The following is a 19,431-nucleotide window of genomic DNA, read 5'->3' as shown; positions in this document are numbered from 1 at the left end:
GCGATGGCTCAACAGTGACGGCGATGGCTCACCGTGGACTCACCGACCGCTCACCGGCTGAGGAGTTCGCCGGGTGCCGGTGCCCGGATGATCGCCAGGAGCCGGGTGGTGGCGAGGGTTTCGGTGAGGTCGCGGGTCAGGGTCACCATTCCGCGAAGGAGCCGTCCGGGTGCCGCCAGATGGGGCCGCGCCAGGCGTGCCCTCTCTTGCCGGCCGAGCGGACCGCCTGCTCGTCGATCTCGATGCCCAGGCCGGGCGCGGTGAGCCGCTCGATGTGCCCGGCCACGAAGGTCAGCGGGGTCTGGTCGAGGCAGTAGTCGAGCACCTCCGCGCCGCGGTTGTAGTGGATGCCGATGCTCTGCTCCTGGATCAGGTAGTTCGGCGTGGCGAAGCCGACCTGCAGGCAGGCCGCGAGGGCGATCGGGCCGAGCGGGCAGTGCGGGGCGAGCTGCACGTCGTACACCTCGGCCAGCACTGCGATCTTGCGTACCTCGGTGATGCCGCCGGCGTGCGAGAGGTCCGGCTGGGCGACCGCGATGCCGGCCTGCAGGACGGGCAGGAACTCCTGCCGGCTGTAGAGCCGCTCCCCGGTCGACACCGGGATGGTGGTCGAGCGGACGAACTCGCCGATGAGGTGCGAGTTCTCCGGGACGACCGGCTCCTCCAGGAACAGCGGCCGGTACGGCTCCAGCAGCGGCGCCACCCGGCGGGCGTTGGCCAGCGTGAACCGCCCGTGAAAGTCGACGGCCACGTCGCGGTGGTCGCCGAGCACCTCGCGGGCGGCGGCCACCCGGGCGACCACGCCGTCTAGCTCGGCGATCGACGCGACCGGGCTCATCCTGCCGGAGGCGTTCATCTTGACCGCGGTGAGCCCGGCCTCGACCTGGGCTGCGACGTGGTCGCGGACCTCGCCGGGCTCGTCGCCGCCGACCCAGCCGTACACCCGGATCCGGTCACGGACCGGACCGCCGAGCAGCTGGTGCACCGGGGCGCCGAAGTGCTTGCCGGCGATGTCCCAGAGCGCCTGGTCGAGGCCCGCCACGGCACTGGCCAGGATCGGGCCGCCCCGGTAGAACGAGCCCTTGGTCAGCACCTGCCAGTGGTCCTCGATGCGCAGTGCGTCCCGGCCGACCAGCAGCTCCGCGAGCTGGTCGACGGCGGCGCGTACGGTCTCGGAGCGCCCCTCGCAGGTGGCCTCGCCCCAGCCGACGATCCCGCAGTCGGTCTCCACCCGGACGAACAGCCAGCGGGGGGCGACGAGGAAGGTCTCTATGCGCGCGATGGTCGTCATGCCGGTCAGCCCTTCGTCGCGCCGGCGGTGAGGCCGGAGACCACGTACTTCTGCACGAACAGGGCGATCACCATGATCGGCACGGTGACCACGGTGGCCGCGGCCATCAGGCCGCCCCAGTCGATGCTGGCGTAGCCGACGAAGTCGAAGATCGCCACGGGCAGGGTCTTGGTGTCGGCGTCGGAGAGCACGAGCGCGAACATGAAGTTGTTCCAGGAGAAGATGAAGGACAGGATCCCGGCGGTGGCGATGCCCGGCACGGACAGCGGCAGGGTGATGCGGCGGAACGCGCCGACGTGGGTCAGCCCGTCGACCAGCGCCGCCTCCTCCAGCTCCTCGGGCAGGCTGTCGAAGTAGCCCATCATGATGTAGACCACCAGCGGCAGCGAGACGAACATGTGGCTGATGATCAGCACCCCGAAGCCGCCGACCATCTTCAGGTTGGAGAAGACGTAGTACCAGGGCACCAGCAGCGAGACGCCGGGGATGACCCGGGCCATCAGCACCACCAGCGCGGACTTCCGCATGTTGAACCGGCTCATCGAGTACGCGGCCGGCACGCCGAGGATCAACGACGCTACGGTGGCGGCGAACGCCACCCAGAGGCTGTTGACGATGAACTCGACGTAGTTCGCCTGCTGGAGCACCTTGGCGTAGTTGTCCACGGTGGGCGAGAAGGCCAGCGCCTTGCCCGTGTCGTAGATGTCGACGTTGGTCTTGAACGACGCGGTGATCATCCAGAGCAGCGGCGCGACCAGTGCGAGCACCACGATGGTGAGCGCCACCACCCGGAACACCTGGTACGCGGACCGGGGCTTCATCGCTGCGCCTCCTTGCGCCGGGTGGTCAGGGCCCACATCGCCCCGATGATGATGAGGAAGAAGAGGATGAGGACGGTGGAGGAGACGCCGTATTCGTTGTAGTCGAAGCTGAGGCCGTACGCGTACACGTTCAGCGTCTCCACCTCGTGGAACGAACCGCCGCCGCGGCCCTTCGTGGCGTAGAGGATGTCGAAGGTCTTCAGCGCGTCGATGCCGCGCAGCAGCACCGCCACGGTCAGCGTGGGCATCAGCAGCGGCAGGGTGACGTGCCGGAAGCGCTGCCAGGTGCTGGCGCCGTCGATGCGCGCCGCCTCCTGCGGCTCCTCCGACAGCGAGGTGAGCCCGGCGAGCAGGATCAGCACCACCATCGGCGTCCACTGCCACACGTCGATGAAGATCGTGGTGGGCAGGGCCGAGTGCTGTCCGGCGAGCCACGGCTGCGGCCCGATGCCGAACCAGCCGAGGAGTTGGTTGGCCAGGCCGATGTTCGGGTCGAAGATGAGCCGCCACATCATGCCGACCGCCACCGGGGTGGCCACGAGCGGCATGAGGATGGCGACCCGGACCCACCGCTGTCCTTTGAACGGCCGCCAGAGCAGCAGCGCGATCGCCATCCCGAGGACCACCTCGAACAGCAGCGCGACGACGGTGAACGTGGCGGTCCGCCCGACCGCGGGCCAGAACCGTTCGGTGTCCGACAGGACGTCGAGGTAGTTCTGGAAGCCGACGAACTCGCTCTCCGCGCGGACGGATCCCTCGGCGTCGGTCAGGCTGAGATAGCCGGTCCAGGCCAGCGGGAACACGAGCAGCGCGGCGACGAAGACCATCGCGGGCGCGGCGAAGAGCCATTTGCGGTGGTCGTCGGCCCAGCGCAGCCAGCCGGGCGTGTCGGGGGCGGCGGGGGCGCCTCGCGGCGACTCGGTGGTGGCTGTGGTGATCGTTGCCATGGGGACTCCAGGGGTCGGCGGTGCCGCTTACTTGGCCTCGTCGTCCAGGAACTTCTGGAACGCGGCGTTGGCCGTGTCGGCGGCCGCGGCGGCGTCCTTGCCGGTGATCGCGTCGACGATCGGCTGGCCCACGATCTCTCGGGACTCGGCGACCTTCACGACCCGCGGCCGGTCATGACCCACCCCGTCCTTGGTGCTGGCCGCGATGGCCGCCACCATGTCCTTCGGGAAGGTCGAGGTGCCCTCCGGATTGGTCCAGACGGAGCTGCGGGCGCCCGGCACGCCGGACTTCTGCTGGGCGAGCGTCTGCGCCTTGCTGGTGGCCCACTCGATGAACTTCCAGGCGTTGCCCGTGTTCTCCGAGTTGGAGTTGATGCCCAGTGCCCACGCCGGGATGTTGTACGGCTTGGAACCGCTCGGCCCGGCCGGGAACGGCGCGAAGCCGACCTTGTCCGAGACCTTGGATTTGGCCGGGTCGGTGGCGTTCTTGTAGAGCGAGTTGGCCTCGGTGTAGAAGGCGGCCTTGCCCTGGGTGAAGATGGCCATCGCCTCGGACCAGCTCATGTCGGTGCTGACGTTCGCCGGGCCGGAGTCCTTGATCAGCCCGCCGTAGTAGGCGTACGCCTGCTTGGCCGCTTCGCTGTTGACCGCGGCCTTGCCGCTGCCGTCGACGAAGTCGCCGCCGAAGCTGTACAGGAAGCTGGAGAACTGGGTGACCGCCGCCGACTTGCCGGTACGGGCGACGAAACCGGCGACGTCCGGCTCGGCCGCCTTGATCTTGGCGGCGGCGGCCTTGAGCTCGTCGAGGGTCTTCGGCGGGGCGCTCAGGCCGGCCTTGCCGAGCAGGTCCTTGCGGTAGTAGAGGACCTCCTGCTCGGTGATGATCGGGACGCCGACCGGCTTGCCCTCGTACGTGGTGGCCTCCACCGGGCCGGCCTGGAAGTCGCCGAAGTCCCAGTCCTTGTTGGCCTTCACCTGCTCCGACAGGTCGGCCAGGTACTTGTTCTTGGCGAAGAGCCTGCCCTCCTGAAGAGGGCGGTACATCATCACGTCGATGTCGGACGAGCCGGCGTTCAGCTTGACGTTGTACTGGTCGGAGAGCTGGTCCTCGCCGAGCTGGGTGATCTCGGCCTTGAGCCCGGTCTGCTTCTCGAACTCGGGCAGGGCCTGCTTGATGTTCTCGGTCCACACGTGGTTGGTCAGCGTGATGCGGACCGTCTTGGACGCGCCGCTGTCGCCGCCACCGCCACAGGCGGTCAGGCCCATGGCGGCAACCATGGCCAGAGATGTACCGAATATCGATCGACGTAGCACGTCATTCCACCTTTCTGTCATGGCCGCCATCCCCCGCGAAGAGCGCCACACTCTCTTAACATCTGCTTAATGACGGGATGCTAGGCCCAAAAAGCAGACTTATTCAAGAGTCAGCCTTCAACTGATATGCTCTTTCCCGTGAATCAGTCCGCCCCGGGGACCGCCCCCGCTCGGCCCGCCCCTGCGGAGGCCGGGTTGCACGCACGCGTCCTCGACCACCTCGGCACCGCCATATGCAGCGGCGACGTGGCCGCTGGTTCGGTCCTGAGCATCGAAGACCTGGTCGATCGCTACCAGGTCTCCCGCTCGGTGATCCGCGAGGTGCTGCGGGTGCTCGCGTCCATGGGGCTCATCGAGACCCGGCGCCGGGTCGGGATCATGATCCAGTCCCCCGGGGTCTGGAGCGTCTTCGATCCGCAGGTGATCCGCTGGCGGCTCGCCTCAGCCGGGCGGATGGCGCAGATGCGCTCGCTCACCGAGCTGCGGACCGCTATCGAGCCGTACGCCGCCTGGCTGGCCGCCGAGCGGGTCGACGACGACGAGGCGAGCGAGTTGGTCGGGCTCGCGGCCAAGATGTGGGCCGCCGGGAAGGCCGGCGACGTGGCCCGCTTCGTCGACCTGGACATCGAGTTCCATCGGCGGGTGCTGGTCGCTTCCGGCAACGAGATGTTCGCGAAACTGCAACTGATCGTCACCGAGGTGCTCGCCGGCCGGCACCACCACCACCTGATGCCTCATCATCCGGACGAGCACGCGCTGCAGCTGCACACTGACGTGGCCCAGGCGATCCAGCGCCGCGACGGAGAGCGGGCCCGGGAGGCCATGGCGGAGACCCTGGAACAGGGGTATGCCGAGATGAAGTCGCTGTGGGAGCGGACCGCCGAGCCCGGCGACGCCTGACCGGTTGGACGAGCCGGCACCGGCCGCCGGCGCTGCTGCGGGCCGAGGAGGATTCCGCCGCGGCGGTCGCGGACATCGACGAGCGGCGGCAACAATCCAACGGCCGCCGTCCCAGCCGTATCGCTGGCTCGGGCGAGCTTCTCGGGGTGGGAATTCCGGCAACTCGACACGGACAGAGGGCATGGCAGGCGTGTTGCCTGCCATGCCCTCTGTCGTATGCGTACGGTGCTGCTGGCGTATGGCAGGCCCGTCACCCTGCCGTACGCCTGAAATATCCGCAGGTGCTAGAGGCGGCGGAGGACCGCCACGACCTTGCCCAGGACGCTGGCCTCGTCGCCGGGGATCGGGTCGTAGTTGGAGTTGTGCGGCACCAGCCAGACGTGGCCGTCCTTGCGCTTGAACGTCTTCACCGTGGCCTCGCCATCGATCATGGCCGCCACGATGTCGCCGCTCTCCGCGACCGGCTGCTGGCGTACGACGACCCAGTCGCCGTCGGCGATGGCGGCCTCGATCATCGAGTCACCCGCGACCTGCAGGAGGAAGAGGGTGCCTTCACCCACCAACTGCTTGGGCAGGGCGAAGACGTCTTCGACGCTCTCCTCGGCGAGGATCGGACCACCGGCGGCGATCCGGCCGACCAGCGGCACGTAGGCGGCCGTGGGCCTGCTCACCGGAGAGTCGGTTTCGGCGGCGTCGGGGTCGACCCAGAGCACGGGCTCGCCGGGCAGGCGCACCTCGAGCGCGCGCGGCCGGTGCGGGTCACGTCTCAGGTAGCCCTTGCGCTGCAACGCCGTCAACTGGTGCGACACGCTGGACGTGCTGGTCAGTTGTACGGCCTCGCCGATTTCGCGCATGGACGGCGGGTATCCGCGTTGTTGGACCGAGTCGCGAATCACCTCGAGGATCTTGCGTTGCCTGGGCGTCAGGCCCAGGGAGTCACGCCGACGCACCGCGAGGTCACTGACCCCGTTGGTGTCATCCCGATCGCTCATGATCTGCCTCCTCGCCCGGCGGCCCGCCTCACCGGCGAATCTCCCGGTCCGTGGTCTTCGTGTCGCACACAGCGACCGTATCGCTGTTGAAGATCATCTTCAAACAATTGTTCGAGTCTTCCTCGAAATTGTTGGCAGCGTGGTGTACAACATCGTACGGGAGTTCGATCGACACCGTGTTCGATTTGCCGATCTTTATTGGGTCTTTTTTTCGGGCCGGGACGGCGGGGAGGTCAAACATGCGAGCGACCACCATCACAGATGCCACCAGCGAAGACGTCAAGCGCCTCACCCTTCTGGCGGACGCCACCCGGAGACCGGCGCCGCGGGCCGGAAAAGCGAGTGCGGACCAGGGGGACGGCCGCCGGGGTGGCGATTCCGCCGGCCGGCCAAGTTTCGAACATACGAATGTCAGTGACCGCTCCGGCGGCCGAGAGCCGGAGCCTGCCGCTCTTCGGCCCTCGGGGCGGGGATCCGCAGGTGCGGGGCTGTCAGATTCAGGACCCACTAGCTCGGGGTCTGCCGATGCGGGGCCGTCAGCTCTCGGGCCCACTGGTTCGGAACCCGCTGGTTCGGGGTCCGTCGGTCCAGAGTCCGCCAGACCGGGATCTGTCGGTCCTCTGCCCGCTCGTCTGAGGTCCGCTGGTTCGAGGTCCGTCGGTCCAGGATCCGCAAGTATGAGATCCGCCGGTCCTGAGGGTGAAGGCCGGCTTGGGGGCGAGGGTGGCGCCCGTTCCGGAAGCGGGGATGGGGGGCGTCTCCGGAGCGGGGGCGGCCGTCCTCGCGAAATCGGCGATGCAGGGCGTTCCGGCAGCGAGGGTGGGGGCGGAGGGCGTTCCGGTAGCGAGGGTAGGGGACGCCCTGAACGTGGGGGCGGAGGCCATCCCGAATACGGCAGCGGAGGCCGTCCCAGGGGAGGCGGCGGGCGTGCCGGGGGCGGATCTGTTGGCGGAGGGCCCGTCCGCCGTCGGGCTTCGGCACAGGGAAGGCCGCTCCTGCGGCTCGTGCCCGCGCCGCGCCCTGACGCCGACGACACGCCGCCGCCTGGCGAAGGTGTACGGCCTACGGGCGCAACCGAGCGCTCAGCAGAGCCCGGGCGCTCAGCGGAACTTGATCGCTCAGCAGATCTCGGACGTTCAGCGGAGGCTGGGCGGTCGGCGGAGTCCGGGCTCTCAGCAGGACTTGGTCGCTCAGCGGACCTCGGACGTTCAGCGGACCTCGGACGTTCAGCGGGGGCTAGGCGGTCGGCGGAGTCCGGGCGCTCGGCAGGACTTGGTCGCTCAGCGGTCCCCAGACGCACAACGGAGGCTGGGCGATCGGCCGAGGCTGGGAACTCGTCGCTTCGTGCGCGGGATAGCCACGTGGAGGCGCTGCTGCGTGAAGGGGCGGAGGATCCGTCCCATGAGGCGTCAGTCCGGTCCAAGGGACGGTCGCGCGGGGCGGGGGGCCGTTACGGTGCGCGGTCTCGAGGTGCGGGTGGGCGTGTTGGTGGTCGGGGCCGTGAAGTGGCTGGTCGTTCCGGTGGTCGGGGTCGCGAGGTGGCTGGTCGTTCCAGTGGCCAGGCCCGTGAAGCGGCTGGTCGTTCCGGTGGTCGGGCCCGTGAGGTGCCGGGCTCGTACGCGCGCCGCCCCCGGCGCAAGGGCGGCCTGCCCGCAGATCGGACCCGTCTGTCCAGGAGGCGTGCCGGTGCCCCGAGGCGCAATCCCCCCGTACGGCTCACGCGGAGGGGGCGGGCCGTGCTGGTGATGGCCATGGCTCTGCTCTCCCTGGGCGGGTTCTGGCTCGGCACCCGCGCGGTCAGCCTGGCGAACGTGGCGCCCGCCGTACCGAGTCACGCGGGTCTGCCCTGGGTGACCGTCCACGAGGCGGACACGCTCTGGACGATCGCCGACGCGGTGGCTCCCGAGGAGAACGACCCCGGAGCGGTCGTGACCGAGATCAAGCGGCTGAACGGCCTGTCCGACTCGCTCATCCGCCCCGGCACCCGCCTGTACGTCCCGAGCGCCCGCACCTTACCGTAAGCCGGGAAACGAGCGCTGAGCGGCAAACACGGACACGGCGCCCGCGAGGGGGGGTCGCGCCCGCGCGGGGCTCTGGCCGCTTCGGCCGCCTGCCTGACGGCCGGGCCGACCTGGACGGTCTGGCTGGCGGGGCCATCGTGGTGTTCACGGGCGGTCACCGTGGTGTCCGCGGGCGGCCGTCGGCGGAGGCGTACGTCGCGGCGAAGCCGGGTCGCCTCTCGGCGATCGCCGGCGGTTCGGGCTCGCCGCCGTCCAAGCGTGCGGCCCCTTGTCGGGTGGGCAGGCAGCGGCGTCGCGTGGACGCTTCGTCGGCCATCAGCAAGCGTCGGCGAGTCGGGAGCCCGTATCGCACCCCCCGAAGCGCCGTGCCGGTGCAGGCCCGAAAATGGTCTGTCCCCAACCGAAACCCCGGCGACGAGTGCGGACAGATGTGCCGTACGAGATGCCTGTGAGCTGTGTTCACCCACGTGAGACGGGCGAACCAAGGTGACGCGCGAGCCCAGGAACACGCCCTCCCGGCCCGGTGTTGACGACGACACGCCCGGGTCGGACTAAGGTGGCTGCGCTGATCAGCGACTTCGGCGAGAAGGCCGCGCCCAACTTGCGTTCATGGTCGCTCGCTTCTACGGTTGGACCACAACATCTAGTAGTTACACCGATGTAGTTCACCACAAATTGTGTTTCCGTGACCGCACCATGCCGAGCCGTGGTGCGTGCGCGAGCGTACGCCGACGAGCGCTTTACGCCTGTGGTGGCCACGTGGTCGAGGAGGGCGAAAGCGTGCATTGTCCGTTCTGTCGTCATCCCGACACGAGGGTCATCGACAGCCGCTCGACAGAGGACGGCGCGGCCATTCGGCGCCGCCGTACCTGTCCGGAATGCGGGCGCCGATTCACCACGCAGGAGACCGTACTGCTGATGGTGAGCAAGCGCAGCGGAGTGACGGAGCCGTTCTCGCGCGACAAGGTTGTCGCGGGAGTGCGAAGGGCCTGCCAGGGCAGGCCGGTGAGCGAGGATTCGCTGGCCCAGTTGGGGCAGCGTGTCGAGGAGGCCATCCGGGCCAAGGGTGCCGCCGAGCTCCCCTCCAACGAGGTGGGGTTGGCGATCCTGGGCCCGTTGCGGGAGTTGGACGAGGTGGCCTACCTGCGGTTCGCATCGGTATATCGCGGTTTCGAGAGCCTGGCGGACTTCGAAGCCGAGATCGAACAGTTGAAGGCGGAGAAGGGGGAGTCATGACGGAGACGGCCAGCGGTTCAGTCACGCGCGGAGGTAAGCGTCCGCGTAAGGGGCTCAAGATGAAGCGGATCTTCACTAAGCCCGGTGTGCACCCCTATGACGACATCAAGTGGGAGCGCCGCGACGTCGTCATGACCAATTGGCGCGACGGCTCGATCAACTTCGAGCAGCGGGGTGTCGAGTTCCCCGAGTTCTGGTCGGTCAACGCCGCCAACATCGTCACGACCAAATACTTCCGTGGCGCCGTGGGCACGCCGCAGCGCGAGTGGAGCCTCAAGCAGCTGGTCGACCGGGTCGTCGGCGTCTACACGAAGACCGCGGTCGAGCACGGCTACTTCGCCACCGACGAGGACGCCGAGATCTTCGACCATGAGTTGAAGCACGCGTTGACGCACCAGGTGTTCGCGTTCAACTCGCCGGTCTGGTTCAACGTGGGCACCGCGAGCCCGCAGCAGGTGAGCGCCTGCTTCATCTTGGCCGTGGACGACACGATGGAGTCGATCCTCGACTGGTACAAGGAAGAGGGTGTGATCTTCAAGGGCGGTTCGGGCTCGGGGGTCAACCTGTCCCGCATCCGCTCCTCGAAGGAGCTCCTCTCCAGCGGCGGCACTGCCAGCGGCCCGGTCTCGTTCATGCGCGGCGCCGACGCGAGCGCGGGCACCATCAAGTCTGGCGGCGCCACCCGCCGGGCGGCCAAGATGGTCGTGCTCGACGTCGACCACCCCGACATCGTGGAGTTCGTAGAGACCAAGGCTCGCGAGGAGGACAAGGTCCGCGCGCTGCGCGACGCCGGGTTCGACATGGACCTGGGCGGCAAGGACATCGTCTCGGTCCAATACCAGAACGCCAACAACTCGGTGCGTGTCTCCGAGGAGTTCATGCACGCGGTGGAGAAGGGTGACGACTTCGCCCTGCGTGGCCGCCTGACCGGCGAGGTGATCGAGAAGGTCGACGCGCGGGACCTGTTCCGCAAGATGGCCAAGGCCGCCTGGGAGTGCGCCGACCCCGGTGTCCAGTACGACGACACGATCAACGACTGGCACACCACCCCCGAGACCGGGCGCATCACCGCCAGCAACCCGTGCAGCGAGTACGTCCACCTCGACAACTCCTCCTGCAACCTGGCCAGCATCAACCTGCTGAAGTTCCTGAAGGACGACGACACCTTCGACGTCGCCAACTTCGTCAAGCTGACCGAGCTGATCATCACGGCCATGGACGTGTCGATCACGTTCGCCGACTTCCCGACCGAGAAGATCGGGGAGACCACCCGCGCCTACCGCCAGCTCGGCATCGGCTACGCGAACCTGGGCGCGCTGCTCATGGCCACCGGCCACGCGTACGACTCCGACGGCGGCCGCGCGGTCGCCGGGGCGATCACGTCGCTGATGACCGGTGTGTCCTACCGGCGCAGCGCCGAGTTGGCCGGGGTCGTCGGCCCGTACGACGGCTATGCCCGCAACGCCGAGCCGCACAAGCGGGTCATGCGCAAGCACGCCGCCGCCAACGACGACCTGCGCACGGTCGGCACGACGGACGCCAAGATCCACGCCGAGGCGTCCCGCCAGTGGTCGGAGTGCCTCAAGCTCGGCGAGAAGTACGGCTACCGCAACGCCCAGGCCAGCCTGCTCGCGCCCACGGGCACCATCGGCCTGATGATGGACTGCGACACCACCGGCATCGAGCCGGACCTGGCGCTGGTCAAGTTCAAGAAGCTGGTCGGCGGCGGCTCCATGCAGATCGTCAACCAGACGATCCCGCGCGCGCTCCGGCAGCTCAACTACCAGCAGGAGCAGATCGAGGCCATCGTCGAGTACATCGCCGAGCACGGCCACGTCGTCGACGCCCCCGGCCTGCGCAGGGAGCACTACGAGGTGTTCGACTGCGCGATGGGTGAGCGGGCCATCGCCCCGATGGGCCACGTCCGCATGATGGCCGCCGCGCAGCCGTTCCTGTCGGGCGCGATCTCCAAGACGGTCAACCTGCCGGAGTCGGCCACGATCGACGACATCGAGCAGGTCTACCTGGAGGGCTGGAAGCTCGGCCTCAAGGCGCTGGCGGTCTACCGCGACAACTGCAAGGTCGGCCAGCCGCTGTCGGCCGGCGGCACGAAGAAGGATGCCGAGAGGGTCGACAAGGCGGCCGAGGTCGCCGAGCCGGAGGTCCGGGTCATCGAGGTCAACCGGCCCACTAGGCGCCGGATGCCCAACCAGCGGCCGAGCATGACCACCCGCTTCACGGTCGGCGGCGCCAAGGGCTACATGACCGCCTCGTCCTACCCCGACGACGGGCTCGGCGAGGTCTTCCTGAAGATGTCCAAGCAGGGTTCGACGCTGGCGGGCGTCATGGACGCCTTCTCGGTGGCGATCTCGATAGGGCTCCAGTACGGCGTGCCGCTCGAGACGTACATGAGCAAGTTCGTCAACATGCGCTTCGAGCCCGCCGGGATGACGGACGACCCCGACATCCGGATGGCCACCTCGGTGATGGACTACATCTTCCGCCGCCTGGCCCTCGACCACCTGCCCTACGACGAGCGGGCGGCGCTGGGCATCTTCTCGGCGGCCGAGCGCGCCGCGCAGCAGCGTGGCGAGGACCCGGCCGCGCAGCAGGAGACGGTGGACCGTGAGGCGCTGGCCCAGTCGGCGCCGATCGAGGCGAAGCCCGAGCAGGAGCCGGTGCGGGAGCAGCTCACGCTGGAGAACCACCAGCGCATCACCGCCGACGCGCCGCTCTGCATGACCTGCGGCACCAAGATGCGCCCGGCGGGCAGCTGCTACGTCTGCGAGGGCTGCGGTTCGACCAGCGGCTGCAGCTAGTTTTGGGCCAGCAAATGCGACACTCGGCTTGATCGGCTAAGGCCCATGGTGCCTGCTTGAGGAGGGGGCCCGGACATCGTTCCGGGCCCCCTCCTATTCGGTGGGCTGGCATTGCCCGACGGGACTCGAGCGCCTGCCTCGCCGCGCGATGCTATGGTCCGGCCGTGAATCAACAGCGATCAACGGGACCGACCGGCTTCAAGTAGCGCGCCAGGAAATACCTGGCGGTGCTACTCAGGGAGCCTCATGTCCCGCACCGCCCATCACATCGATCGTCCGATTCTCGACGGGGGTGGCCTGAGGGGGATCCCATGGCGATCGGTAACGATAGTTGATCTCCGTTACAGTGCCGCGTGCCTGCACCAGGCACAGCGGGCCGGTCACCGGCCACGCCCGGTGTCCCTCCGGCACAAGGTCGACGTCTACTCCTGGGCCAGAGCGGATCCTCGAGATCGGTCGGTATCGGAATGGGCCGACATCGAGGAGCGCCGGGAACGCCAACGCCTGCGTCTCAGGCTCGAAGCCATCTCCCAGAGGGTCAACGCCACGACCGATGGCCGTCTCGCCGCCAAGGCTCTCGATGATCTCGAAGTTCATCCCGCGAGACACCGTCGCAACTCCATCTGGCAGTGTTGATCACGGGCTACCGCACCCATCGAACAAGTGCTCTGCCCCAGTATCCGCGCCCGCTGTTGTCGCGGTTCCGCGCAACCGATGGCCCTCGGTTCAAAAGAGGGAGGCTCCGATGGCGCCTCTTTCGAAGCTGAGCGCCGTACCCGGTGAGGTCGGCGGTGGAGCCGACGACGCGGTGGGAGGTCCGAACTCGCGATGCCACGTACTCCGCCCGGCCGTACACGCCATCACCCAACGCGCGCCCTGAGGCCGTCCGCAGGCGGCGCGCCGGGACGGGAATCGCCGGCGGGGATGGGTCGGAGGGGCGGGTTCATTTGGTGCGGGCCGCGGCTTCGGGACGGAAGAAGGCGGCCACCAGGGCCGCGATCACGAGGCTCGCGAGCGCGGCTGCGAGCACTGCCCGGTGCATGCCGTCGAGGGTGTCGCCGATGGTCGCCGCCACGCCGTTGGCCGTGTGGGTGCCGAAGGCCGCGACGGCGGCCAGCACCGGAGTACCGAGGGTGAGGGCGATCTGCTGGCTCATCGTGCTCAGGCCGGTGGCCAGACCCTGCTCTTCGTCGGGCAGGCTGGAGGTGGCGATGACCGTGTAGGAGACGAGGCCCATGGCGTGACCGAAGAAGGCGACCGCGACGGCGGTGAGGACGAGGTAGATTCCGGCGTCGCCCTCGTCCACGGTGAGCAGCGCCAGGATGCCGAGGCCCTGAACCGTCAGGGCGGTGACGAGGGTCCGCTTGCTGCCGATCGCGCCGATCACGCGAGGAGCGAGGAGGCCGCCCACGATGGCCGCGATGCTGGATCCGCCGAACGCGAGGCCCGCGGTGAGCGGTTTGTAGCCGAGTACGTCCTGGAGATAGAGCGTCATCTGGAAGACCACCGCACTGGGCATGCTGATGACGAAGAGCCCGGCGCAGTTGCCCCAGCGCACGGTGGGCCGTTTGAGCACGCTGACCGGCGCCAGCGGGTTGGAGCTGCGCAGTTCGATGAACCAGAAGGCCACCATCAGCACCACGGCCAGAACCAGGCAGCCGATGACGGCGGGGTCGCCCCAGCCGCTCTGCTCGGTCGCGGAGATGCCGTAGACCAGGCTCAGCAGAGCGCCGGTGACCGTGACCGCGCCGGGAACATCGAGCCGGCTGCGGGTCCGGACGCTGGTGTCGCTCAGAACGCGCGACCCGAGAGCGAGGATGAGGACGACGACCGGCAGGTTGATCAGAAATGCCCAGCGCCAGCTCAGCAGTTCGGTCAGGACGCCGCCGAGCACCGAGCCCAGCGCGAAGCCACCCGTGAGCAGGGTTCCGTTGAGCCCGAGGGCGCGTCGGCGTAGCGGGCCTTCGGGGAACGACGTGGTCAGCAGCGACATCGCGGCGGGCGTCGCCAGCGCGGTGGCGAGCCCTTGTCCGATGCGGCCCGCCAGGAGCATGCTCGGTGACTGGGCGAGGCCGCCGACCAGCGACGTCACGCCGAGGACGAGTATGCCCACCAGGAAGAGGTTGCGCCGGCCGAAGAGATCGGCGACGCGGCCGAACAGCAGCGTGAAGCCCGCTGCCGGCAGCATGAATCCGGTGACGATCCACTGCAGGTTGCTCAGCCCGAAGCCGAGCTCGGATCCGATGGTGGGCACGGCGATGTTGAGGACCGAAAAATCGACCGCGAGCATGAACTGGGCACCGAGCAGAAGGCTCAGGATCAGACGGTGCCGGGACGTCATCCGATCGTCGGCGGGCCTGTCCCGCGCCCCGGTGATGGCATCGAGTTCGGTCATTGCTTCCCTCTCGTCCGGTGACTGTCGCGTCCGACCTCACGGCCGGCCGTCGGCGTGCGATCGAGCCGACAGGAGAGGAACACCGGCGAGCGGGAGGCGGTTGCACCACCGCCTCGCGACCAGCAGATTCGGGTGCGGCGACGGGACAGCGAGGTCAGGCGGGCGGGCATGTCGCGTTCCCCGCCCGGTGCCGACCGGTTCAAAAGAGGGAGGCCCCGCTGACGCCTTCCTCGAAGCCGAGGAGATACTGCTTCGTCGCCAGGCCGCCGCCGTACCCGGTGAGGTTGCCGGTGGAGCCGATGACGCGGTGGCAGGGAACGATGATGCCGATCGGGTTCTTGCCGTTGGCCAGGCCCACGGCACGGGCCGCTGTCGGCTGGCCGATCCGGTCGGCCAGCTCACCGTAGGTGATCGTCTCGCCGTAGGGGATGTCCCGCAGTGCGGCCCAGACCCGTTGCTGGAATGGGGTTCCGGCGAAGACCATGGGCAGCTCGAAGACCGTTCGCCGGCCGTCGAAGTACGCCTGCAACTGGTTGGCGACTTCGGTGAAGGGTGCCGGGTCGGGTTCGCCGAAGGTCTCCTCCGGAGGTCGGTGTCGCTGGCCTCGCATAAAGAGGCCGGCGAGGGTTCCGTTGTCCGCGACGAGGGTGAGCGGGCCGACAGGGCTGTCCACCACCGTGTGCGTCCTGTGGGTCATGGTGTGTTCTTTCGCGAGTCGGTGGGCAGGTGATTGATGGGGTGGTCGCCGGTGGCCCACAGGTACTGAACGGCGTACGCGCGCCATGGCCGCCACGCCGCGGCGCGGCGGGTGAGCGCGGCGGGGGTGGCGGGTAGCCCGAGTTCGCGGGCGGCCACGCGGATGCCGAGATCCGTGGGGACGAAGGCGTCCGGGTCGCCGAGGGCGCGCATCGCGATGGTCTCGACGGTCCAGGGCCCGAGTCCCGGCAAGGCCGAGAGCTGTGCCCGCGCCCGGTGCCAGTCGCCTCCGACGCTGAGGTCGATCTCGTTGGCGGCCAGAGCGGTGATCAGCCCGGTGAGCGTGGTGCGGCGGGCCTGGGGGAGGGCGAGCGCCGCCGGGTCCAGGCCGGCCAGCGCGAACGGATCGGGGAACAGGTGGGTGAGGCCTCCGGCGGGGTCGGTGATCGGCTCACCGTGGGCGGTGACCAGCCGGGCGGCGTGGGTACGGGCGGCCGCGGTGGACACCTGCTGCCCGAGCACCGCCCGTACCGCGAACTCGAACGCGTCGACGGTACGGGGCACCCGGCGGCCGGGGTCCTTGTCCACGACGGGAGCCAGCACCGGGTCCCCGCGCAGCAGATCGTCGACGGCGACCGGGTCGGCGTCGAGATCGAGGAGACGCCGGCACCGGCTGATCGCGGTGGACAGGTCCCGCAGGTCGGTGAGGGACAGCTGACAGGCGATGTGGTCGGGTTGCGGGCGCAGGGTGGCGATGCCCTGGCCGTGGGGCAGCCGCAGGGTACGGCGATAAGCGCCGTCGCGCCACTCCTCCACCCCTGGTACGGCGGTGGCCGCGAGGTGGCCGAACAGGTTGCCGGGGCACAGCGGAGCCCGGAACGGCAGCCGCAGCGACAGCACCCCGGGGGTGTCGGCCGGGCGTCCACGGGCGACGCGATCCCGGAGCTGGGTCGGCGTCAGGGCGAAGACCTCCCGCACGGTCTCGTTGAACGTGCGGATGCTGGCGAACCCGGCCGCGAAGGCGACGTCGCCCATCGGCAGGGCCGTGGTCTCGATCAGCAGCCGGGCGGTCTGGGCCCGCTGCGCCCGCGCGAGTGCGAGCGGTCCCGCTCCGAGCTCGGCGAGCAGTTGCCGTTCGATCTGCCGGGTGCTGTAGCCGAGCTGTGCCGCCAGGCCGGGCACGCCGTCGCGGTCGACGACGCCGTCAGCGATCATGCGCATCGTCCGCGCCACCACATCGGCGCGTTGGTTCCACTCGGGGGAGCCCGGGCTGGCGTCGGGACGGCAGCGCTTGCACGCCCGGAACCCGGCCTGCTGCGCCGCGGCGGCGCTGGGATAGAAGCGCATGTTCTCCACCTTGGGCGGCACCACCGGGCAGCTCGGTCTGCAGTAGATCCCGGTGGTGATCACCGCCCCGAAGAACCAGCCGTCGAACCGGGCGTCCTTGGATCGGACCGCCCGAATGCACTGCTCCACGTCGTCATGCACCCTGCCAGCATCGCCTGGGGCAGACCATCGGGGCTGGCGGAAATCCGACATGACCATGATGTCGGTCCAGCGCGGCGGTGTCGTCGCAAACCTGCCAGACCACGATGACCGCCCGCTGCTGGACTGCTTGCCATGAGCATCTCTCGTTCCAAGGCGGAACCCTTTATCAGGCTCCCTCTGTTGCTGGCCTGCGGAGGTTCCTTCCTGGCGTTCCTCGATGTGACGATCACCAACCTCGCGGTGCCCGCCTTGGCGGTCGACTTCGGCGGAGTCGAGCTGACGTCACTGTCATGGGTGGTAACCCTCTATACGATCATTTTTGCCGCTTTGCTGGCCCCGGCCGGGCGGATGGCCGATGCGCTCGGGCGCCGCCGCCTGTACGCCGTGGGGGTCGCGGTGTTCACGGTCGCGTCACTGCTGGCGGCGCTCGCGCCGACGTTCGGGCTGTTGCTGGTGGCGCGCGGAGCGCAGGCCGTGGGGGCGGCGGCGCTGATGCCCGCGTCGCTGGCGTTCGTGCTGGCCGACACCCCGGTGGCGCGGCGCGCGAGCGCGATCGGCCTCTGGAGCGCCGCCGCCTCGGTCGCGGCGGCCCTGGGACCGGCGCTCGGGGGAGTGCTCGTGGACGCCTTCGGCTGGCGCTCGCTCTTCTTCGTCAACGTTCCCGCAGGGGTCGCCCTCTGGTTGCTCGCCCTGCGCATGCCCGCGGGTGTGACCACCCGTAAGCGTCTGCCCGACGTCATCGGCACCATGCTGCTGACCGGCGGGGTCGCCCTTCTGGTACTCGGGGTCACCCAGGGTCAGAGCTGGGGATGGACGCACGGCCGGACTCTGGCGTGCCTCCTGGGCGCCGTGACGGCAGTCGGCGTCTCACTCGTCCGCTCCTCGCGGCATGCTGAGCCGGCGGTCCAGATCACCCTCTGGCGCGTCCGCGCCTATGCCGGCGCGAACGTCGTCTCGGTGCTCTTCGGCGTCGCACTGTACGCGTCGCTGCTGCTGTGCGTGCTGTTCCTTACCGAGGTGTGGCACTACTCCGAGCTTCAGGCAGGTCTGGCCATGACCCCGGGCGCCATCGCGTCGGCCCTCGTGGGACTCGTCGTCGGCCGCATCGCGCGCCGGCCATCGCCGCGGACCCTGACGGTGATCGGGGCGCTCGCGCTCGCCGCCACCAGCGGGGCGCTCGCGCTGTGGCTGCCCGCGGAGCCGGACTTCCTCGGCGTCTGGCTACCGGCGGGTCTGATCAGCGGTGCGGGGATGGGCGCTGTGAGCGTCGGTGTCTCCAGCGCGGCGGCCCTGTCGGTGCCGCCGCCGAGCTTCGCCGCGGGCACCGGCTTGAACATCGCGGCTCGCCAGGTGGGAGGCGCGCTTGGCGTCGCCGTTCTGGTGGCCCTGTTCGCCGGACACACTCCCGCCGATGGCGTGTCCGACTTCACCCGCGTCTACCTCGTCTGCGCCGTTGCCAGTCTCGCCGCCGCGGCGGTCGGCACCCGCCTCACCCTCGCGACCACTTCGGGAACAGGAGGCTGATCAAGGACCAGGGTAACTTGTCCGGTACTTGATGAAGATCCGAGACGCGAAGGCAGGACAGCCATGACCTATCCACCGCCGACCTACGACGGTGACGCCGGCGAGCTGAGCGCGACATACCGGCGCCCGGATGCGGTGCCGGAGCTGACCTATCCGAGCGGCAACACGGTGCACTACTTGGCGACCGGTGCGTCGACCAACGGACAGTTCGGGATGTACCGCTGGGAAATGGGACCGGAGCCCAGCGGTCCCGCGGCGCACTTCCACCGGTCGATCTCTGAGTCGTTCTACATCCTGTCCGGCAGCGTGCGCATCTACGACGGGCGGCGCTGGATCGACACGACGCCGGGCGACTTCGTGCACGTCCCGGAGGGTGGCGTACACGCGTTCCGTAACGAATCGGGCGCGCCGGCGTCGATGCTGCTGCACTTCGCGCCGGGCGCGCCACGAGAGGGATACTTCGAAGGGCTGCTCACCCTGGCGGGCAAGAGCGAGGAAGAGAGGGCGGAGTTCTTCCGCGAACACGACACGTACTGGCTGTGACCTGGTACCAACGAGGTACCGTCGCGAACCCGTCAGAACATGCCGTGTGGCACCTCCTCCGGCTCGGGGACCGGCTGGACGACGTCCCAGTGCTCGGCGATCAGGCCGCCCTCGAGCCGCCAGAAGTCCGCGACCGCCAGCCCGCGCCCGCCCTCTCGCGGGATCAGGTGATAGTGCATCACCACGAGATCGCCCTCCGCGACGACCCGCTTGAGCTCAAGGCGCGAGCTGGCCAGGGGAGAGTTCTTGATGAAGTCGATGAAGGCGCGTCTGCCGGACGGGTTGCCCGGGCTGTGCTCGACGAAGTCCTCTCGCAGGAGAGTCTCAAGGACCTCGATGTTGCCGGCGGCGAACTCCGCGAAGCCGGACATGATCAGTTCTTTGCTGTTCGTCATGAGAGAACGCTGACACCGGCCGAGGGGTGGTGTCGATTACATGCCATGT

18 protein-coding genes are annotated in these 19,431 nt (G+C 69.0%); 7 read left to right on the top strand and 11 right to left on the bottom strand.

Features of this window, described 5'->3' with window-relative positions:
* Positions 1–142: 142 nt before the first annotated feature.
* The 4 genes from dgoD to ACGFNP_RS26415 are packed head-to-tail and all read right to left on the bottom strand — an operon-like array spanning position 143 to position 4,325.
* Positions 143–1,291 carry a galactonate dehydratase gene (gene dgoD / locus ACGFNP_RS26430; protein ID WP_358330865.1) on the bottom strand — a complete coding sequence of 383 codons (1,149 nt, stop codon included), beginning with the start codon at positions 1,289–1,291 and terminating at the stop codon, positions 143–145.
* 5 nt (positions 1,292–1,296) lie between these two features.
* Positions 1,297–2,112 (bottom strand): carbohydrate ABC transporter permease, encoded by an 816-nt coding sequence (locus tag ACGFNP_RS26425; protein ID WP_358330861.1) that lies wholly within the window; start codon positions 2,110–2,112, stop codon positions 1,297–1,299.
* Complete coding sequence (locus ACGFNP_RS26420) at positions 2,109–3,059, bottom strand: carbohydrate ABC transporter permease (protein ID WP_393323214.1); 951 nt, start codon at positions 3,057–3,059, stop codon at positions 2,109–2,111. Before ACGFNP_RS26420 ends, ACGFNP_RS26425 begins: the two co-directional genes overlap by 4 nt.
* 27 nt (positions 3,060–3,086) lie before the next feature.
* The gene (locus tag ACGFNP_RS26415) at positions 3,087–4,325 is read right to left on the bottom strand and encodes an ABC transporter substrate-binding protein (RefSeq protein ID WP_393323211.1); all 1,239 of its coding nucleotides are present in this window, start codon (positions 4,323–4,325) and stop codon (positions 3,087–3,089) included.
* Positions 4,326–4,511: 186 nt separating this feature from the next.
* On the opposite strand from ACGFNP_RS26415, the gene ACGFNP_RS26410 reads away from it, so the two are divergent.
* Complete coding sequence (locus ACGFNP_RS26410; RefSeq protein ID WP_393323208.1) at positions 4,512–5,273, top strand: FadR/GntR family transcriptional regulator; 762 nt, start codon at positions 4,512–4,514, stop codon at positions 5,271–5,273.
* A gap of 284 nt (positions 5,274–5,557) precedes the next feature.
* On the opposite strand, the gene lexA is transcribed toward ACGFNP_RS26410, so the two are convergent.
* Both lexA and ACGFNP_RS26400 read right to left on the bottom strand, forming a co-directional pair.
* Entirely contained in the window at positions 5,558–6,265 is a 708-nt protein-coding gene (lexA, locus tag ACGFNP_RS26405) for a transcriptional repressor LexA (protein ID WP_358330849.1), read from the bottom strand.
* Between the two features lie 28 nt (positions 6,266–6,293).
* Positions 6,294–6,548: a hypothetical protein gene (locus ACGFNP_RS26400; RefSeq protein WP_214635600.1), complete on the bottom strand. Its 255-nt coding sequence runs from the start codon at positions 6,546–6,548 to the stop codon at positions 6,294–6,296.
* 1,468 nt (positions 6,549–8,016) lie between these two features.
* Between ACGFNP_RS26400 and ACGFNP_RS26395 the strand changes: the two genes are divergently transcribed.
* The 3 genes from ACGFNP_RS26395 (at position 8,017) to ACGFNP_RS26385 (ending at position 12,341) form a co-directional block, all read left to right on the top strand.
* Positions 8,017–8,286, top strand: coding sequence for a LysM peptidoglycan-binding domain-containing protein (locus ACGFNP_RS26395; protein WP_393323203.1), 270 nt, complete (start codon positions 8,017–8,019; stop codon positions 8,284–8,286).
* Between the two features lie 780 nt (positions 8,287–9,066).
* A complete protein-coding gene (gene nrdR, locus ACGFNP_RS26390) occupies positions 9,067–9,522 on the top strand; it encodes a transcriptional regulator NrdR (RefSeq protein ID WP_214636146.1) in 456 nt (151 codons plus the stop codon).
* A complete protein-coding gene (locus ACGFNP_RS26385) occupies positions 9,519–12,341 on the top strand; it encodes a vitamin B12-dependent ribonucleotide reductase (protein ID WP_358330843.1) in 2,823 nt (940 codons plus the stop codon). The genes nrdR and ACGFNP_RS26385 overlap by 4 nt, the downstream gene beginning before the upstream one ends.
* Before the next feature lie 234 nt (positions 12,342–12,575).
* Here the strand turns inward: ACGFNP_RS26385 and ACGFNP_RS26380 are convergent, their stop codons facing one another.
* Positions 12,576–12,938, bottom strand: coding sequence for a hypothetical protein (locus tag ACGFNP_RS26380; protein ID WP_393323200.1), 363 nt, complete (start codon positions 12,936–12,938; stop codon positions 12,576–12,578).
* A gap of 148 nt (positions 12,939–13,086) precedes the next feature.
* Between ACGFNP_RS26380 and ACGFNP_RS26375 the strand changes: the two genes are divergently transcribed.
* Positions 13,087–13,221, top strand: a complete 135-nt coding sequence (locus ACGFNP_RS26375; RefSeq protein WP_358330841.1) for a hypothetical protein — start codon at positions 13,087–13,089, stop codon at positions 13,219–13,221.
* 63 nt (positions 13,222–13,284) lie between these two features.
* Here the strand turns inward: ACGFNP_RS26375 and ACGFNP_RS26370 are convergent, their stop codons facing one another.
* From ACGFNP_RS26370 to ACGFNP_RS26360, 3 genes are all read right to left on the bottom strand, one after another.
* Positions 13,285–14,736 (bottom strand): MFS transporter, encoded by a 1,452-nt coding sequence (locus tag ACGFNP_RS26370; RefSeq protein ID WP_393323197.1) that lies wholly within the window; start codon positions 14,734–14,736, stop codon positions 13,285–13,287.
* A 199-nt stretch (positions 14,737–14,935) separates the two neighbouring features.
* A complete protein-coding gene (locus tag ACGFNP_RS26365; protein ID WP_358330835.1) occupies positions 14,936–15,433 on the bottom strand; it encodes a methylated-DNA--[protein]-cysteine S-methyltransferase in 498 nt (165 codons plus the stop codon).
* Complete coding sequence (locus ACGFNP_RS26360) at positions 15,430–16,920, bottom strand: AlkA N-terminal domain-containing protein (RefSeq protein WP_358330832.1); 1,491 nt, start codon at positions 16,918–16,920, stop codon at positions 15,430–15,432. The genes ACGFNP_RS26365 and ACGFNP_RS26360 overlap by 4 nt, the downstream gene beginning before the upstream one ends.
* Before the next feature lie 132 nt (positions 16,921–17,052).
* Here ACGFNP_RS26360 and ACGFNP_RS26355 point away from each other — a divergent pair, with 132 nt between their 5' ends.
* Positions 17,053–18,444, top strand: a complete 1,392-nt coding sequence (locus ACGFNP_RS26355; RefSeq protein WP_358330829.1) for a DHA2 family efflux MFS transporter permease subunit — start codon at positions 17,053–17,055, stop codon at positions 18,442–18,444.
* Positions 18,445–18,507: 63 nt separating this feature from the next.
* The gene (locus tag ACGFNP_RS26350; protein WP_358330827.1) at positions 18,508–18,987 is read left to right on the top strand and encodes a cupin domain-containing protein; all 480 of its coding nucleotides are present in this window, start codon (positions 18,508–18,510) and stop codon (positions 18,985–18,987) included.
* A 32-nt stretch (positions 18,988–19,019) separates the two neighbouring features.
* Here ACGFNP_RS26350 and ACGFNP_RS26345 read toward each other — a convergent pair whose 3' ends face one another.
* On the bottom strand, positions 19,020–19,382 hold the full coding sequence (locus ACGFNP_RS26345) for a nuclear transport factor 2 family protein (RefSeq protein ID WP_358330825.1): 363 nt from the start codon (positions 19,380–19,382) through the stop codon (positions 19,020–19,022).
* Between the last annotated feature and the right edge of the window lie 49 nt (positions 19,383–19,431).

The organism is Nonomuraea sp. NPDC049269 (assembly GCF_043197155.1).
In the GTDB taxonomy this organism is placed as follows: Bacteria; Actinomycetota; Actinomycetes; order Streptosporangiales; family Streptosporangiaceae; genus Nonomuraea.
The sequence above is the reverse complement of the archived record's forward strand: the minus strand, read 5'-3'. Positions and strand labels throughout refer to the sequence as shown.

What these genes read in the sequence shown, in the direction of transcription:
- ACGFNP_RS26395 (WP_393323203.1), top strand. Translation starts at nt 8,017, where the DNA reads ATGGCTCTGCTCTCCCTGGGCGGGTTCTGGCTCGGCACCCGCGCGGTC.
- ACGFNP_RS26370 (WP_393323197.1), bottom strand. Translation starts at nt 14,736, where the DNA reads ATGACCGAACTCGATGCCATCACCGGGGCGCGGGACAGGCCCGCCGAC.
- ACGFNP_RS26365 (WP_358330835.1), bottom strand. Translation starts at nt 15,433, where the DNA reads ATGACCCACAGGACGCACACGGTGGTGGACAGCCCTGTCGGCCCGCTC.
- ACGFNP_RS26425 (WP_358330861.1), bottom strand. Translation starts at nt 2,112, where the DNA reads ATGAAGCCCCGGTCCGCGTACCAGGTGTTCCGGGTGGTGGCGCTCACC.
- ACGFNP_RS26350 (WP_358330827.1), top strand. Translation starts at nt 18,508, where the DNA reads ATGACCTATCCACCGCCGACCTACGACGGTGACGCCGGCGAGCTGAGC.
- ACGFNP_RS26420 (WP_393323214.1), bottom strand. Translation starts at nt 3,059, where the DNA reads ATGGCAACGATCACCACAGCCACCACCGAGTCGCCGCGAGGCGCCCCC.
- ACGFNP_RS26345 (WP_358330825.1), bottom strand. Translation starts at nt 19,382, where the DNA reads ATGACGAACAGCAAAGAACTGATCATGTCCGGCTTCGCGGAGTTCGCC.
- ACGFNP_RS26385 (WP_358330843.1), top strand. Translation starts at nt 9,519, where the DNA reads ATGACGGAGACGGCCAGCGGTTCAGTCACGCGCGGAGGTAAGCGTCCG.
- ACGFNP_RS26415 (WP_393323211.1), bottom strand. Translation starts at nt 4,325, where the DNA reads ATGGGCCTGACCGCCTGTGGCGGTGGCGGCGACAGCGGCGCGTCCAAG.
- ACGFNP_RS26375 (WP_358330841.1), top strand. Translation starts at nt 13,087, where the DNA reads ATGGCGCCTCTTTCGAAGCTGAGCGCCGTACCCGGTGAGGTCGGCGGT.
- ACGFNP_RS26380 (WP_393323200.1), bottom strand. Translation starts at nt 12,938, where the DNA reads ATGAACTTCGAGATCATCGAGAGCCTTGGCGGCGAGACGGCCATCGGT.
- ACGFNP_RS26355 (WP_358330829.1), top strand. Translation starts at nt 17,053, where the DNA reads ATGAGCATCTCTCGTTCCAAGGCGGAACCCTTTATCAGGCTCCCTCTG.
- lexA (WP_358330849.1), bottom strand. Translation starts at nt 6,265, where the DNA reads ATGAGCGATCGGGATGACACCAACGGGGTCAGTGACCTCGCGGTGCGT.
- dgoD (WP_358330865.1), bottom strand. Translation starts at nt 1,291, where the DNA reads ATGACGACCATCGCGCGCATAGAGACCTTCCTCGTCGCCCCCCGCTGG.